This is a genomic window from Polynucleobacter acidiphobus, from assembly GCF_003065385.1.
Classification (GTDB): Bacteria; Pseudomonadota; Gammaproteobacteria; order Burkholderiales; family Burkholderiaceae; genus Polynucleobacter; species Polynucleobacter acidiphobus.
The window spans coordinates 611,397-626,238 of the sequence record NZ_CP023277.1 but is presented as its reverse complement, the minus strand read 5'-3'; the positions used below and the strand labels follow the sequence as shown (position 1 = coordinate 626,238).

At 48.1% G+C, this 14,842-nt stretch carries 17 protein-coding genes; 3 read left to right on the top strand and 14 right to left on the bottom strand.

Annotated elements, in window-relative coordinates; translation table 11 throughout:
• Positions 1-36: 36 nt before the first annotated feature.
• From cls to AOC32_RS03315, 4 genes are read right to left on the bottom strand one after another with little or no spacing between them, the layout of a single operon-like run.
• Entirely contained in the window at positions 37-1,506 is a 1,470-nt protein-coding gene (gene cls, locus AOC32_RS03330; RefSeq protein ID WP_108508126.1) for a cardiolipin synthase, read from the bottom strand.
• A 1-nt stretch (position 1,507) separates the two neighbouring features.
• A complete protein-coding gene (locus AOC32_RS03325; RefSeq protein WP_108508125.1) occupies positions 1,508-2,287 on the bottom strand; it encodes an endonuclease/exonuclease/phosphatase family protein in 780 nt (259 codons plus the stop codon).
• Complete coding sequence (locus AOC32_RS03320; protein WP_159074884.1) at positions 2,253-2,447, bottom strand: (2Fe-2S)-binding protein; 195 nt, start codon at positions 2,445-2,447, stop codon at positions 2,253-2,255. The genes AOC32_RS03325 and AOC32_RS03320 overlap by 35 nt, the downstream gene beginning before the upstream one ends.
• 18 nt (positions 2,448-2,465) lie before the next feature.
• Entirely contained in the window at positions 2,466-3,014 is a 549-nt protein-coding gene (locus AOC32_RS03315) for an LOG family protein (protein ID WP_159074883.1), read from the bottom strand.
• 73 nt (positions 3,015-3,087) lie between these two features.
• Between AOC32_RS03315 and AOC32_RS03310 the strand changes: the two genes are divergently transcribed.
• Genes AOC32_RS03310 through AOC32_RS03300 form a run of 3 tightly spaced genes read left to right on the top strand, consistent with a single transcriptional unit; the run spans position 3,088 to position 5,119 of the window.
• Positions 3,088-3,783 (top strand): ABC transporter permease, encoded by a 696-nt coding sequence (locus AOC32_RS03310; protein WP_108508122.1) that lies wholly within the window; start codon positions 3,088-3,090, stop codon positions 3,781-3,783.
• Complete coding sequence (locus AOC32_RS03305) at positions 3,776-4,465, top strand: ATP-binding cassette domain-containing protein (protein WP_108508121.1); 690 nt, start codon at positions 3,776-3,778, stop codon at positions 4,463-4,465. The genes AOC32_RS03310 and AOC32_RS03305 overlap by 8 nt, the downstream gene beginning before the upstream one ends.
• A 27-nt stretch (positions 4,466-4,492) precedes the next feature.
• A complete protein-coding gene (locus AOC32_RS03300) occupies positions 4,493-5,119 on the top strand; it encodes a YbhB/YbcL family Raf kinase inhibitor-like protein (RefSeq protein ID WP_108508120.1) in 627 nt (208 codons plus the stop codon).
• Positions 5,120-5,166: 47 nt separating this feature from the next.
• Here AOC32_RS03300 and AOC32_RS03295 read toward each other — a convergent pair whose 3' ends face one another.
• From AOC32_RS03295 to AOC32_RS03250, 10 genes are all read right to left on the bottom strand, one after another.
• The gene (locus tag AOC32_RS03295; protein ID WP_108508119.1) at positions 5,167-5,454 is read right to left on the bottom strand and encodes a hypothetical protein; all 288 of its coding nucleotides are present in this window, start codon (positions 5,452-5,454) and stop codon (positions 5,167-5,169) included.
• Between the two features lie 5 nt (positions 5,455-5,459).
• Positions 5,460-6,518, bottom strand: coding sequence for a formate dehydrogenase subunit gamma (locus AOC32_RS03290; RefSeq protein WP_108508118.1), 1,059 nt, complete (start codon positions 6,516-6,518; stop codon positions 5,460-5,462).
• A 27-nt stretch (positions 6,519-6,545) separates the two neighbouring features.
• The gene (locus tag AOC32_RS03285; protein WP_108508117.1) at positions 6,546-6,770 is read right to left on the bottom strand and encodes a hypothetical protein; all 225 of its coding nucleotides are present in this window, start codon (positions 6,768-6,770) and stop codon (positions 6,546-6,548) included.
• A complete protein-coding gene (gene fdh3B, locus AOC32_RS03280) occupies positions 6,767-7,417 on the bottom strand; it encodes a formate dehydrogenase FDH3 subunit beta (RefSeq protein ID WP_108508116.1) in 651 nt (216 codons plus the stop codon). Before fdh3B ends, AOC32_RS03285 begins: the two co-directional genes overlap by 4 nt.
• 28 nt (positions 7,418-7,445) lie before the next feature.
• Positions 7,446-10,424, bottom strand: a complete 2,979-nt coding sequence (locus AOC32_RS03275) for a formate dehydrogenase subunit alpha (protein ID WP_108508115.1) — start codon at positions 10,422-10,424, stop codon at positions 7,446-7,448.
• A 54-nt stretch (positions 10,425-10,478) separates the two neighbouring features.
• The gene (locus tag AOC32_RS03270; RefSeq protein WP_108508114.1) at positions 10,479-10,700 is read right to left on the bottom strand and encodes a formate dehydrogenase; all 222 of its coding nucleotides are present in this window, start codon (positions 10,698-10,700) and stop codon (positions 10,479-10,481) included.
• A gap of 142 nt (positions 10,701-10,842) precedes the next feature.
• A complete protein-coding gene (locus AOC32_RS03265) occupies positions 10,843-11,478 on the bottom strand; it encodes a TorD/DmsD family molecular chaperone (protein ID WP_108508113.1) in 636 nt (211 codons plus the stop codon).
• Positions 11,479-11,487: 9 nt separating this feature from the next.
• Positions 11,488-13,545: a 4Fe-4S binding protein gene (locus tag AOC32_RS03260; RefSeq protein ID WP_234409797.1), complete on the bottom strand. Its 2,058-nt coding sequence runs from the start codon at positions 13,543-13,545 to the stop codon at positions 11,488-11,490.
• Positions 13,546-13,600: 55 nt separating this feature from the next.
• On the bottom strand, positions 13,601-14,269 hold the full coding sequence (locus AOC32_RS03255; RefSeq protein ID WP_108508111.1) for a DUF3306 domain-containing protein: 669 nt from the start codon (positions 14,267-14,269) through the stop codon (positions 13,601-13,603).
• Positions 14,269-14,829, bottom strand: a complete 561-nt coding sequence (locus tag AOC32_RS03250) for a DUF3305 domain-containing protein (protein ID WP_108508110.1) — start codon at positions 14,827-14,829, stop codon at positions 14,269-14,271. Before AOC32_RS03250 ends, AOC32_RS03255 begins: the two co-directional genes overlap by 1 nt.
• Positions 14,830-14,842: the final 13 nt, after the last annotated feature.

Genomic DNA, 14,842 nt, shown 5'->3' with positions numbered 1-14,842 from the left:
AGAGTATGCCCTGCTGAATATTTATTTGGCAGGGCCTTAAAGTAAAGGCGATGCCAGATGTGCTGTGTTCTCCAGCAGTCTGCGCCACCGTGGTCGTCGTTCCCAGCCGATCCGATTAATAATTTGTGAGCGTTTTAGATAACTAGTGGTTAATTCTTTAAGTTGAGCACAAAAGGTTTGGTCGTACACAATAAGGCTGATTTCAAAATTAAGGCGTAAGCTACGCTGATCAAAATTAACTGAACCAAAAATAGCTATCCTCTCGTCAATCAGGAGACTCTTAGTGTGTAGTAAACCGCCTTTGAATTCTGCGATTTCGACTCCGGCACCCAGCAACGTACTATAAAAACTTCGACTGCTCCAAGCAACCAAAGTTGAATCATTCAAGCGCGGTACGATTAGCTTCACCTTCACTCCACGGTGAGCGGCGGCCATTAAGGCTTGTACCAGACCCTCATCCGGAACAAAGTACGGGGTGGTAATCACGAGCTCCTGGCGCGCATCGAGTACCGCAGAGAGCAAGACCTGATAAAGAATGTCATCACGATAAACTGGTCCAGACGAGAACTCCTGAGCCAAAGCATTTCCTGCGGGCTTCTTATTGAGGCCATCGCGATCACTAAAGTGCATCACCCTTGGGTTATCAACACTCCAATCGTATGAAAAGGTAAGCTCAAACTGGGACACCACGGGTCCCTGAATACGAACCATGGCATCGACCCACTCCCCTACTCCAGAGTCCTGTTTAAAGGTTCGCGGATCAACCAAGTTCATACTTCCAGTCCATGCTGTCTCACCATCAATGATGAATATCTTGCGGTGCAAACGCAGATCGGCGCGCCGGAACTGAAAACGGCCAAACTGAATTGGTAGAGCTTCGGTCACCTCAATCTTGGCTTTTCCAAAGCGCTTTGGCCAAGCTGATTTAAACCAGCTAGAACTTCCCAAAGAATCAAGCAAAACACGGCACTTCACTCCGCGCTTGGAAGCCGCAATCAGGGCCTCGCCCACTCGGTCAGCATCACAACCGAGCGACCAAATATAAAACTCCATATGAATGGATTTTTGGGCACGATTGATCTCATCAATAAAGTGCTGCAGGATCTCCAGCGAGTTGGTAAACAGTTCGATCTGGTTACCAGCGGCTACTGGTGTGCCGTTCTTGGCCTGCGCCAGTAGACTGATGGCATGCGCATCGGGATGTAGAAGGGTTCGGTCGGGCTCATGCAGCTGACGCATCGCCTTACTAATTTTGGCGTACTCCTTTTCCATGCGAATGATCTTGCTTGTGAGTGTTCGGCCAACGGGTCGCTCACCAATGGTCAAATAAAGAATCAAGCCAATAATTGGGAAGGAAACAATAATCAGTAGCCATGAGACTGCTACACCTACTGGGCGTCGAACCCAAATGATCCGCAGGAAAAATAAGATCGCAATCACGACGTGCAGGATCACAAACCACGGGACGTGATAACCAAAAATCGTGCCGGTGAACAGATGCATCATATTAGTGATCCAACTCTGCGTATACAGCCAAATGATCCGATAATTTCGACCATTCGGTTAATACCTGTGCCTTCTGAATCTTTAAGCCACGCACATAAATACGATCCATCGCTAACATCGGCTTCGCACTTGGGAAGGTTTTAGCCGGGGCACCATACAAACTCTCAAACGCATCCACAAAGCCAGCCTCACCCATCGGCTCACTCGCAGAATTACGCCAGTCATTAAAGTCGCCCGCAATGATGCTAGGCTCATGCTTTGATAGAGTCTCAATATGCTGCAAGATGGTATCGACTTGGCGCTCACGTCCACGTTGCAATAAGGCGAGGTGCACACAAAAGCAATGAATGGGCGGTCCCTCTGCTAATTGAATGGTGGAATGCAAGAGACCGCGACGCTCAAACCGATAGGCTGAAATATCGTAGTTATCTCCTTTGTGCAATGGAAACTTAGAAAGAATGGCATTACCGTGATGACCATGTCGATACTCGGCATTTTTGCCGTAATGCCAATCTGCATAAAATCCATCAGCCAGAAAATGGGTGATTTCTTGCTTCGGCCAGGTGGATAAACGTTTCTGTCGACGGATGTTCTCTTGTTGTAGCTCTTGAATGAAAATTAAATCGGGATGTTGAGATCTCAAACGCTGACGTAAACGATAGACGGTCGAATCAATTTTGAGGGGAGACATCCCTTTATGCATATTAATCGTGACCACCCGCAAACCAGAGGCAGGCTGGATTGCACTAGGATGAATGCTGCTGGCGTCGAATGCGCGCATGATAAATTTCGGTTTGAACGAGCTCTTCGCATTGCATGCACTTATTACAAATCGATGCCTCTTGGCGCAACTCCTCGATGGAGTTAATTTCATGGGCTGCCAAGTACTCTCGCAAATCCTCGTCCCAAATTTGGTTACATAAACAAATGACATCCGCCATAGCGATCATGATACTGAATTACCGCGCCTTCAATTGGAGAAAGGCAATTGCCTCAGGGATTGTGTTCACCACTGTGATATAGCTGAAATGACGTTCAATTAAAAACCCATTCTCATATTGCTTCTTAGCAAAGGTCAGTAGTTCATCAAAAAATCCGTCGAGATTCACGATCAGAATAGGCTTGGAGTAGGCTTTGACATGGTTACCGGTCCATACCTCAAAGAGCTCCTCAATGGTCCCAATACCACCCGGCATCACCACAAAGATATCGGAGACGTCAACCATCATCTCCTTGCGCTCAATCATGCTTTCAACCACATACAGCTCGGATAGATCCTGAATGACGGGCTCCGCTTCCGTCAGAAAGTTCGGGATGATCCCAATCACCGTCCCATGGGACGCAAGCGCACCCCGTGCGAGCTCGCCCATTAAACCTCCCCCGCCACCCCCAAACACGAGTCGCCAGCCATGCATAGCAATTTCAGAGCCCAATTGGCTACTGGCAGTCGACCAGCTCGGATTAGAACCAGGTCGGGATCCACAAAAGACACAAACAGTAATTGACATCACACCATTGTGCCACCGAGACTTAGGGAGCATTGATTGTTAGAATCCAATGATCTTTTAATGATTTTTGCTCATGAGCTCCACCTTTCTTGATGCCTTTGCACTGCTAGCCCATCTCGATGCGGCAATTGTGCGCATTGTCATCACCTCTTTGCAGGTTAGTATCACGGCCCTAATATTGGGGACCTTGGTGGGCTTGCCGCTTGGGGCTTGGCTAGCCACCGAAGAGTTTGCGGGTAAGCGCGTTGCAATCGTGATCCTGAATAGCATGATGGGGATTCCGACGGTGATCGTGGGCGTCTTGGTGTACTTGATTCTGTCAAGAAGCGGTCCTTTTGGCGAGTGGGGCTGGTTATTTACGGTCAAGGGAATGATCGTGGCTCAGTTTTTTATCACTACCCCTTTAATTGCAGCGCTTAGCCGCCAATTACTAGAAGATTCTTGGAAAATCCATCGCGACACCTTCATGGCTCTGCGTCTACCCTACTTTGCTCGTCTTAAGTGGCTCATTTGGGATTGTCGTTTCTCACTCACGATCGCCATTCTGGCTGGTTTTGCCCGGGCGATCTCAGAAGTCGGGGCAGTAATGATTGTGGGCGGCAATATTGATCGGGTAACGCGCACCATGACCACCGCGATTGCACTAGAAACCAGCAAAGGCGATCTTGCGTTTGCCTTGTCTTTGGGAATTGTCCTTCTTGGTATTGTGATAGTGGCAAATATATTCATATTTGTCGTTCGACAAGTTGCGGAGCGACGTTATGGATAAATTGCTTAGTCTACATAATGTTGAAGTCATCCGTGATGGGCGCATTATTTTGCAATCTGGCGATCTTCAAGTTCCCCTAGCGGGTATTACTGCCCTGATTGGTCCCAATGGTGCTGGGAAAACCACCTTATTACGCTTAATCCATGGCTTAATTGAGCCATCGCAGGGTCAATGCCAGCGCCCCTTCACGTCCGATGAGAGTGCACTGGTGTTTCATTACACCCCCATGCTCAAAGCCACAGTTAGAGAGCACCTTAGCTTGTTAAGGGATACCCATCGAACCATTAGCGATCAAGCAATTGATGAGGCCCTGCAATCTGTTGGAATTGCACATTTAGCCAATAATCCCGCTCAACGCCTTTCTGCTGGGGAACGCCAAAAGCTTTGCTTTGCCCGAGCTCGCTTGCAAAACCCCAAATTAGTACTTCTCGATGAACCCACCGCCAATCTAGACCCGAACGCGAGCGATGATGTAGAGCAGATGATTGCTGAGTTAGCCAGAGATGGAAAGGCGGTTTTATTTGCCTCTCATAATATGGCCCAGGTGAAGCGCCTAGCGTCCAATCTCATCTTCATGCAAGACGGCAAAATCCTAGAAATTACCCACCCCGATGCCTTCTTTAAAAACCCTCAGACCAAAGAGGGTTCCCAGTTTCTTGCTCGCGAATTTATTGCACAATAAGTCAATTATTCAATTTTAGGAGACCCTATGCGACTCACCAGTTCAAGCTTTCAAGATGATGCAGTGATTCCAGGACAGTATGCGTTTTGCATTCCCAATGATCGTGGACATGTATGTCTTGGGTCAAATCACAATCCCCATTTACGGTGGGAGGATATTCCTGCTGGCACGCAATCATTTGCTTTGATTTGCCATGATCCAGATGTTCCCTCCAAACCGGATGACGTCAATCAAGAAGGTAAAACGGTACCCGCATCCCTACCCCGCATTGATTTCTTTCACTGGGTGATGGTCGATATTCCCAATACGATCACTGAGATCCCAGCTGGTCACTACTCAACCGAGGTGGTGCCCCGAGGTAAATCCGGACCGGGAACCCACCATGGCGCCTTACATGGGATCAATGATTACACCGCGTGGTTCTCAAGTGATGCTGAAATGAAGGGCAATTACTTTGGTTACGATGGCCCTTGCCCGCCATGGAATGACAGCATTTGGCACCACTATATTTTTACGATTTACGCTCTCGATACCCCATCACTTGGTTTAGGCACTACCTTTGATGGCAAAACCGCTGTAGCAGCTCTTCAGCGTCATATTTTGGGAAGTGCGCAGATCACTGGGCGATATACCCTTAATCCAGCAGTCAAATAAAAAATCCCCAAGGTGCGCCTTGGGGATTCCTATTAAGAAATATTGAGTTATTTTTTAGCAGGTGCAGGCGCTGGTGCGACTGCGGCTGTTGCCGGAGGTACAAATGGGGGTGGCGCAACACAAGGAGCAGGATTGGGCGTACCTGCTGTTTTATATTTCATCGCAATGGCATTTATGGATTGGCAAAGCTGATAGCTGGCAACGGTTCCTGCATAAGCAGTTTTTGCTTTAGCAAGAGCAGCCGCCTCGGCTTGCTGTGGGGTTGGGGGCGGTAATGCAGCTAAGGCGACGGTTGATCCGATTAAACAGACAGAACCAACAAGCAAACGTTTCATGTGAATTACCCCTTTCCTAATTTTTTATACCAAAGCTCATGGTGTTCTTTAGCCCAAGTCTCATCGCAATATCCCGTTTTCATGGCATCGATTGAGCCTTGCATACCAATCGTGCCGATGTAGATATGCCCAAGCGCGAGCGCAGTCATCAAAATCGCTCCAACGCCATGAATGATGTTGGCAATCTGCATGGTGCCGCGCCAGTATTCAATTTGAATAAATGGCACGATCATATCGAGCACCCAACCCGAAGCGGACACTGCTGATCCCAAAATCACCATTCCAACCCAAAACCAGAACTTCTCACCGAAATTAAAAAATCCAGCAGGGATATGCTTGCCTGAGATCAAACCACCAAAGCCAAGCGCCCAGGCCATATCGCCCTTCTCTGGAAGGTTTCTGCGGACAAACAGGATAAAGAACACCACGATGCTTACCGTGAATGCCGGCCCCACAAAGTTATGCACGTTTTTGCATACCAATAAGAAGGTTCCAAAGAATGCTGGCCCTGTTAATGGTAATAAGAAGTACTTACCCCATAAGATCATGATGCCGGTAAAGGCAAGTGCGACAAAGGTAAACGCCATGGTCCAATGGGTAATTCGCTCTAACAAGGTAAAGCGCTGGATTTTACGTCCCGACATCGGCTCATGTAGCTTGATAGTTCCCTTGAAGATATACATCGCGACTACGCCACAGAGTGCAAGGGTTAAAAGCCAGGCTCCATAAACAGTAATTACGCCGTTACGAATTAAACGCCACTCTTGCCCGGTCTTTTGGATCAATACACCATTTTCAGCTCCTGGTAGCGAGGTGTAATGCACCTCGTCGCTATTCACCATTCTCCAGATTGGTGCATTGTTTCCTGGTTGATTTTTACCCGCCTCAACGGCAGCTTGAGTAGTTGCATTCGATGACCGTCCAACATCCAGAATATTGACTGACTCAACCTTCTGAGGAGTCGGCGACTGGGCGGTTCCTTGTTGAGCAATACTTAGAGAGCTGATAGCAAGACCTGCTGCCAACAGGATAGATCGTATTACAGAGCCAAATGATGCATTCATCGGATCATCTCCAAATTATTCTAATTTTTATTTGATTCTGCTGTACTCAGACTGAAACTGATTCCGCTTCGTAATCTCAGCATTCCAGCTCGCCTGATCACCTGGTTTCCAACCTTTCGCCATAAACCCATTATCAGCACCCATGTAAGGAGCCATATCGGGTCGCTTAGACGCCGAGGTACCTACATTCGCCTCGTTACAGCCAGCCAATAAAGCGGTTGCAACTAAGGCGCTCGTTATAGCGAGTTTCATGATTTACCTCCAGCGGCTGGTTTAGCAGCGGGTGCGGGAGTATTGGGTTTGCCGTAAGCAGTTGCCCAACCAAATACATCGGCTCCAGCATTCTTACCAGCAGCCATCCGCTTGACCACACGGGTTCGGAACACATCCGCAATGACATCGCCATCGCCACCAATCAATGCTTTAGTTGAGCAAAGCTCAGCGCAAAGTGGTAATTTGCCTTCGGCCAAACGATTACGGCCATACTTCTCGAACTCAGCGACGCTACCGTTCTTCTCGGGACCACCGCTGCAGAAGGTGCACTTATCCATCTTGCCACGCAAACCAAATACACCAGAGCTTGGGAACTGAGGTGCGCCAAATGGACAGGCATATGAACAATAGCCACATCCAATACAAGTGTCCTTGTTATGAAGTACCACGCCCTCATCGGTTCGATAGAAGCAATCGACTGGGCAAACAGCCATACATGGTGCGTCTGCACAATGCATACATGCTACTGAGATGGATTTTTCAGCGCCAACGACACCATCATTAATGGTAACTACCCTTCGGCGATTAACACCCCAAGGTACCTCATTCTCGTTCTTACATGCTGTAACGCAACCGTTGCATTCAATACACCGTTCTGCGTCGCAGATAAATTTCATTCTTGCCATAGTTAATCTCCTGACTTTGCGGTGTTAGTTAAGCAGCCTTTTCGATCTGACAGATCGTGGTCTTGGTCTCTTGCATCATGGTGACGCGGTCATATCCATAAGTAGTGCCTGTATTAACGGCCTCACCACGAACAATCGGATAGGCTCCTTTTGGATAAAAATCGAGCAGATCTTTTCCTTCCCACCATCCCGAGAAATGGAAAGGCACAAAGGCAGTATCTGGCGCAACCCGTTCGGTCACCAATGCGCGCACCTTGATCTTGGCACCAGTTGGCGATTTCACCCAAACAAAGTCCCAGTTTTTGATACCGCGCCGGGCTGCTGCACTTGGATTAATCTCCACGAAGTTCTCTTGCTGCAACTCAGCAAGCCATGGGTTCGAGCGAGTTTCCTCACCACCGCCCTCGTACTCCACTAAACGACCCGAAGTCAGAATGATGGGGAACTTTTCATAGAGCTTATCTTCAATTGCTTTGTCCTGAACTGTCTTAAACAGAGTCGGTAAGCGCCAGAAAGTCTTCACGTCATCGTGGGTTGGATACTTCGCAACCATGTCTGGACGAGTGCTATAAAGCGCTTCACGGTGAATCGGAATTGCATCTGGGAAGTTCCACACCACAGCACGCGCCTTCGCATTTCCAAATGGGTGGCAGCCATGGTTTTTCATGGTGACTCGGATGATTCCACCCGAAAGGTCTGTCTTCCAGTTCTTTCCTTCGGCAGCTTTTTTCTCATCCTCGGTTAGCTCATTCCACCAACCTAACTTCTTCAAGAAAATATGATCGACCTCGGGGTAGCCGGTCTTGATGTCAGCGCCTTTCGAGAACGAGCCATCCGCCGCTAAGAGGGACTTACCATCCTTCTCGACACCAAAGTTGGCTCGGAAATTACCGCCACCATCCATCACATGCTTACTGGTGTCATAGAGGTTGGGTGAACCAGGGTGCTTGAGGGCAGCGTTACCAAAGCAAGGCCATGGCAATCCAAAATAATCCCCTGCGGTATCGTAGCCACTCACTGGATCTTTACCGCCACGTGAACGCAAGGTCTTTGGATCAAAGACACTCATCATGCGCATATGCGCCTTTAAGCGCTCTGGGGTATGACCTGTGTAACCAATGGTCCAAACCGCTTGATTAATTTCGCGCAGAATGGATTCAACTTCAGGCTCTTTCCAGTTTTTGCCAGCAAACTTGGAATCAAGCATCTTGTAGTTCTTCGAGAGCTCTTTACCAAAGCCCAAGCGGTCAGCAAAAGCCTGCATGAGTACATGGTCAGGCACAGACTCGAAGAGCGGGTCGATGACCTTCTCGCGCCACTGCACTGAACGATTGGATGCGGTTGCGGAACCTGCGCACTCAAACTGAGTGGTTGTTGGTAGCAAATACACAGCACGGTTTTTATTGACTGTACCGCCAGGAGCAGGTGGCATTGCTGCCATTGCGGCCGTTGCGCTTGGATAGGGATCCACCACTACTAAAAGGTCTAATTTGTCCATGGCGCGCTTCATATCCAAGCCACGGGTTTGGGAGTTTGGTGCATGGCCCCAGAAGAACACGCCTTTGACCGCGGTTGCCTGATCGACCATGTCATCTTTTTCAAGGACAGCGTCAACCCAACGAGAAACGGTGGTGCCTGACTTCTCCATCATGTCAGGGGCATAGCGACCCTTGATCCACTCATAGTCAACGCCCCACACAGCAGCGTAGTGTTTCCAGGAACCAGCGGCGAGACCATAGTAGCCTGGCAAAGAATCTGGGTTTGGACCAACGTCCGTTGCGCCCTGAACGTTATCGTGGCCGCGGAAGATATTTGCGCCACCACCAGATACACCGATATTACCGAGTGCTAATTGCAAGATGCAAGATGCACGAACCATGGCATTACCAATCGTGTGCTGCGTTTGTCCCATACACCAAACAATCGTTCCTGGACGATTCTTGGCCATAGTTTCTGCAACCTTCTTCACTTGTGCCTCTGGCACTCCGCAAGCCGCTTCGACATTGGCTGGAGTCCACTTTTCCATGACCTCTTTGCGAATGTCATCCATCCCAAAGACGCGATCGTTGATATATTTCTTATCTTCCCAACCGTTTTGGAAAATGTGATACAGCACACCAAAGAGGAATGGGATGTCAGTGCCAGAACGAATCCGTACGTACTGATCCGATTTTGCAGCGGTTCGCGTATAGCGTGGATCAACCACGATCACTTTGCAGCCATTCTCTTTCGCATGCAACATATGCAACATGGATACGGGATGCGCTTCAGCGGCATTCGAGCCGATGTACAACGCAGCCTTCGAATTCATCATGTCGTTGTAGCTATTGGTCATTGCACCATAACCCCAGGTATTTGCTACACCTGCAACGGTAGTCGAGTGGCAAATACGCGCTTGGTGGTCGGTATTATTGGTGCCGTAGAACGACACAAACTTACGGAGCAAATAGGCTTGCTCGTTGTTGTACTTTGATGAGCCAATAAAGAAGATGGAGTCTGGCGTGTACTTTGAACGCAGATCTTTCATCTTGGTGGTAATCTCATCAAGCGCCTGATCCCAAGAAATTTTCTGGTATTTGCCATCCACTAACTTCATGGGAGTGCGCAAACGATAGTCGCCATGCCCATGCTCACGTAATGCAGCACCCTTTGCGCATGCGCCACCCATATTGATAGGCGATTCAAACACGGGATCTTGACGAACCCAAACCCCATTTTCAACGGTTGCATCAAACGAGCACCCTACTGAGCAATGGGTGCAAACTGTGCGCTTCACTTCAATCTTGCCTTTGCCATCAAGCATCGCTTTGGTCTCAGCCGCATTCGCTTTTTGGAGCATATTTAATTGAGTGGCGGCAATACCAGCACCAACACCAATACCGGAACGTTTTAGGAACGTACGGCGGTCCATAGTCGGAACTGCTGAACGCAATCCGCGGGATAGGCTACCAATCAGTTGGGAAGAAACCCGGCTAGAGGTTGAGGTTGATTTGCGAGTTAGGCTCATGATGAGACTCCTGCGATAAGCAATAAATAGTTTTGTTCAATAAAAAACGCTCGATTAAACGAGCGTTGTTTGGTAATACTTCTTAATATGAGCAGTCAGATGATAGCCATCAGGCTTACTGGTAACTGCCTCAGCAACATCCTGAACAATTGCCTGACCAAGCGGTGTTTGAGAAGCAACAGCAGCGGCACCAACTGTGACTCCCGCGCCAATGAAAAATTTACGACGAGATGGTTTGGATTTTTCTTGAGCGTCTACAACTTTTTTGCTATCCATAAATATTCCTTTACACGAATATAGTTGATGCATATCAACACTTTGAGTGTAGAAGAATTGAAATATTTATGTAAGTTTTTGCATGTTTTATACGCTAGGATTTACCCTTAAATGCAAGAACTATGGTGTCAATTGAATTTGACTAAACCATATCAAAACTTTGACCCTCAATCGCCAAAAACTCTCGGGTCAGCGCCGAGACGGCTTTGTACAAATGGGTTTCCGGATCGGCGTCGATTGCATCGCACAATTCCTCATACCAAGGGCGAATATGATCGTTGAAGAATATTCGCTGATTGGTCAAATTTGCTACCTCCACATCCTCCCCTGCGATAAGGTAACGCATGACCTCAAATAAGGCTGCAATATGGTCCTCGGTTTCGGCAACTGAATCAGAGGCCTCCAGTCCAAATTGCAAAAGTGAGCGCCTAATGTCTAGGAGCGGCTTTTCATGCAAATGCCCAGCGAGATAGTAGGAGCCATATAAAAACACATTGGGTTTGCCAACTCCCAAAAAACTACTGTCGTATTCAGCCTTCCAATCCGATGCCTTACTATGCTTGGCTGCCTCAACCAAGTCGGTCCAAACACTTGCCAATGGTGCCTGATTATCTGGAGCATCTGTATTTCCTGATGCACTAATTTGATCAAGCAATACCTGATCCGGGGGTTGAAAAAATAAGTTCGCAAGGAGGCCGTACAAATCGGCACGTGCCAAGTCTTCAGCTAAGCCCTCTTGGCTAAGTTCTGGTGTCTGGGGAATATTTGCTTCGCTCATGAATGTTGTTCACAGTTCTTTTTTCATCATATCCACGACCCGGCAATCACTACACATTTTCAGGCGATTCAAGGCCTCACCTGAGAAGGCGTGATGGGTGCCAATTCGACCCAGCATCAGCTCAACCATCTTCAGGGTTCCAAATGCCTTGCCACAGCTGATGCAATGGAATGGCTCGGTTTTATTGAGCAAGACCTTTTGCTTTCGCTGTTCAATCGAACTCAAACGGGGGCTTAAAGTGATTGCGTTCTCAGGGCAGGTTTGTTCACAAAGTCCGCATTGCACGCATTGTTTCTCAATAAACGAGAGCTGTGGCTCATCGGGGTTATCTAATAAAGCACCCTCAGGGCATGCTCCCACACAGGACATGCAAAGCGTGCACGCGTCTTTATTCACCGCAATTGCCCCCAAAGGTGAGTGCGCTGGCAATGGCACACCCTCGGCAGGTAAAGCCTGTGGAGCAAATTGCAATAAATGCTCCAAACTCATTTCAAGGGTCTCGCGCTTTTGCATCGCTAACGCAAAGCTGGCTGGAGGTGCCATCAATTTTTGGGCTTTGCGAGTGAGCAATTCAGCCATGACCTGATTGACTGTATCCACGTCTGAGCTTGAAGAGGCCATGATGCAGCGCACACGCTGGCCATAGCCTAATGCTTGAGAAATGGAATTCGCTAAGTCGACCTGCTCGGCAAGCGCACTTCGGTATCCAGGGTCTTCGTCACCACTCAGCAGCAATATGACCTCACCAAAACCATAAGACATTGCACCAACCCATAAATCAATTCCAGTTGAGGCGATATGCTCAACAGCAAACGGAATCACAAATGCAGGCAGCCCAATTACTTCTTTCGCTTTTGTGCGAGCGGCACGCCCGAGATTCTCCAAAAGAGTGGTGCCAGCCTGCTGGCTATGAATCAATAAGCTTGGAGCATTCTGACCAGGCTTTGAGCTAACAATTCCGTTCAAGTAGGTTTGTGCCAGTGTTTTGATCTGCCGCCCCTGATACGGGACGCTTGGAAAGTTATAACGCATCGCACCTGATGGACAAACCGTCGCACAAGCACCGCATCCCATACAGAGGTTTGGATTGACTTCTACCTTACCCTGTCCATCCTTAAACACCGACTGAATTGCTTTTGTTGAACACACATCAATACATGCGGAGCAACCGACCTTGCCATTACGTCCATGTGCACAAATTTTTTCGGTATAGACAAAATATTTTGGCTTCTCAAACTCACCAACCATTCCGAGCAATTGACTGGCTGCCAAAGATTGCTCAAATCGGTCTGGGCCAGGCGCAAAATATCCCTGAGGTTTTTGACTAATTTGAATACTAGGATTCGTTTGCAGATCAAGAATTAGATCAAACTCACCCTCACGAGAACGTTCAGCTCGCTCAAAATTAATTGCACCGATACCAGCGCACGCGTTGACACAGGCACGGTGGGACTTACATTTATCCAAATCAATCTGAAACGATAAATCGATCGCATTTTCAGGGCATACGGTAACGCATGCTCCGCACCGCGTACACATCTCAGGATCAATTGGATTGTTAAGCTCCCATTTGGCGATAAAGCGCCCCAGATAGCCCTCGAGACTTGTGATGTTTCCAGTAAATACTGGGTAGCTACGCCCAGTAGGCAAGGTACTAGCCTCCGTTAACAAGACACTCACTTCTAATGACTGGCCAAGCCTTTGTGCCCAATAGATGGCTTGATCTCCCGGTCCAATGATCAGTACACGTCCATCGCTGTGATAGTCAACAATCGGTACCGCATCGGGCTCGGGCAAATCACTTACTGAAAGTAAAGCTTTGATCTTTGGGTGGGACTCCTTCGCATCCCTAGACCAACCAGCCATCTCGCGAATGTTGACAAACTTAAGAGGCGCAATCAGTGGCTTTTCTACCTGACTTGCAAGCTCAGAGAACAGAGCACGCTCTTGGGTACAAGCGACCACAATGGGCTCGGACTCATTTAAGGCATTCAAAAACTGTCCCACCTCTTGGCGACATAAGGATGTATGAATGGGCATACCCATTTCTTTTGGGTCAAGCGGCATGCTGCGATTACAATCGCAGACTAATTTTTTACTCATTTTGTTTTAAAGCTTTACGCTAAGACTCTGATGAATCGAAATCGCGTTTCGCTTGTCTCTCTCCACTCGGTTTCTCATTAACCACTTTTGGTTTTAATGACTCTGATTCTATATCCATTGGTTGGGCACTGTCTTTGGTGACCATGGGAGCCGCTTGTGATGATTCCTCAATTTGCGTAGGTTCTTCAGCCGGTGTCTGAATCGCATTCGCTTGATCCAGGGCATCTTGCTTACTCTCGGGATAGAGCTCCTCGGTCGATTTGAAGATACCCAAGAGCTCTGATTGCTGCATGCGTTTGAGCATATCCAGTGGAATTGGATCGGGTTTTGAGTAATCGTCAATGTAAATATCCAAACCATCCATCACATTAAAATGTGGATCACTGAACATTTTCTTAAGGGCGGCCTGCTGCACGACAGGATCGACATCGGGACGCATAAAGGCCGAGAAATCAGGTGATTTCACATCGATTTTTTCAACATCCTCAATGGTTGGAGCTGGGGGCTGCTGCGTCTGATCTGGGGTAGAAGTTTCTTTTTTTTCTTCATTACTTACTTCATCATTTACTTCTTTTAATAGTGCATCGGGTGCTTTAATAATGGGAGCAGTCGATGGCACTGGAGCGGCCTCTTCTGCAAGCCCAGCTTTTTTTCGAGACCAGCGAGATAAAAAATTGTTCTCAGCCATTAAGGCTCCGCCGGTCGATTGGCCCCTTTAAAGGAGGCTGGCTTCGCACGTTTTTTTGGTTCTGGTTTGTAATTTTCCCCAACGTATTGGGCTAAGAATACTTTCATCTCGTCTTGCAGTGGGCTTGTATCGACCTGCTCCCCCCCATCAATCAATCGGGCTGCCTCGTTGTAGCTCAACATTAATCGATGAGGTATTGCAAGCCCCGCCCCATCATCATTACTTACCATCGGAATTGAATTTGGCTCTAAATAAGACTCGAAATCAGTCTCAAGACGCCACATCACAAACCAACATGGATCGGGTGAGGTGGAATTTAAATAGTAGCCTTCAGCTTCATCCCGAAAGAACTGGAAGTCAAATCCTGCAAATAACCAAGACTCACCATCATCGTCCCGCTCCAGAAATCGCCCCACCACCTTAGGGTTGATCTCTGTACCAGCCTGTTCCAAAGCGCTACCAAACTGCCCAATATCAGGAACAACTTCAAGCAAGCGCCAACGATAGTTTTGCCATGGATTATCAATCTTTTGCTTTCGAATGACGATGGCAAACCGCATGGTATGTGCCCGG

What these genes read in the sequence shown, in the direction of transcription:
- AOC32_RS03250 (WP_108508110.1), bottom strand. Translation starts at nt 14,829, where the DNA reads ATGCGGTTTGCCATCGTCATTCGAAAGCAAAAGATTGATAATCCATGG.
- AOC32_RS03270 (WP_108508114.1), bottom strand. Translation starts at nt 10,700, where the DNA reads ATGGATAGCAAAAAAGTTGTAGACGCTCAAGAAAAATCCAAACCATCT.
- AOC32_RS03295 (WP_108508119.1), bottom strand. Translation starts at nt 5,454, where the DNA reads ATGAAACGTTTGCTTGTTGGTTCTGTCTGTTTAATCGGATCAACCGTC.
- AOC32_RS03275 (WP_108508115.1), bottom strand. Translation starts at nt 10,424, where the DNA reads ATGAGCCTAACTCGCAAATCAACCTCAACCTCTAGCCGGGTTTCTTCC.
- AOC32_RS03285 (WP_108508117.1), bottom strand. Translation starts at nt 6,770, where the DNA reads ATGAAACTCGCTATAACGAGCGCCTTAGTTGCAACCGCTTTATTGGCT.
- AOC32_RS03310 (WP_108508122.1), top strand. Translation starts at nt 3,088, where the DNA reads ATGAGCTCCACCTTTCTTGATGCCTTTGCACTGCTAGCCCATCTCGAT.
- AOC32_RS03320 (WP_159074884.1), bottom strand. Translation starts at nt 2,447, where the DNA reads ATGGCGGATGTCATTTGTTTATGTAACCAAATTTGGGACGAGGATTTG.
- AOC32_RS03260 (WP_234409797.1), bottom strand. Translation starts at nt 13,545, where the DNA reads ATGCCGCTTGACCCAAAAGAAATGGGTATGCCCATTCATACATCCTTA.
- cls (WP_108508126.1), bottom strand. Translation starts at nt 1,506, where the DNA reads ATGATGCATCTGTTCACCGGCACGATTTTTGGTTATCACGTCCCGTGG.
- AOC32_RS03255 (WP_108508111.1), bottom strand. Translation starts at nt 14,269, where the DNA reads ATGGCTGAGAACAATTTTTTATCTCGCTGGTCTCGAAAAAAAGCTGGG.
- AOC32_RS03265 (WP_108508113.1), bottom strand. Translation starts at nt 11,478, where the DNA reads ATGAGCGAAGCAAATATTCCCCAGACACCAGAACTTAGCCAAGAGGGC.
- AOC32_RS03300 (WP_108508120.1), top strand. Translation starts at nt 4,493, where the DNA reads ATGCGACTCACCAGTTCAAGCTTTCAAGATGATGCAGTGATTCCAGGA.
- fdh3B (WP_108508116.1), bottom strand. Translation starts at nt 7,417, where the DNA reads ATGGCAAGAATGAAATTTATCTGCGACGCAGAACGGTGTATTGAATGC.
- AOC32_RS03305 (WP_108508121.1), top strand. Translation starts at nt 3,776, where the DNA reads ATGGATAAATTGCTTAGTCTACATAATGTTGAAGTCATCCGTGATGGG.
- AOC32_RS03290 (WP_108508118.1), bottom strand. Translation starts at nt 6,518, where the DNA reads ATGAATGCATCATTTGGCTCTGTAATACGATCTATCCTGTTGGCAGCA.
- AOC32_RS03325 (WP_108508125.1), bottom strand. Translation starts at nt 2,287, where the DNA reads ATGCGCGCATTCGACGCCAGCAGCATTCATCCTAGTGCAATCCAGCCT.
- AOC32_RS03315 (WP_159074883.1), bottom strand. Translation starts at nt 3,014, where the DNA reads ATGTCAATTACTGTTTGTGTCTTTTGTGGATCCCGACCTGGTTCTAAT.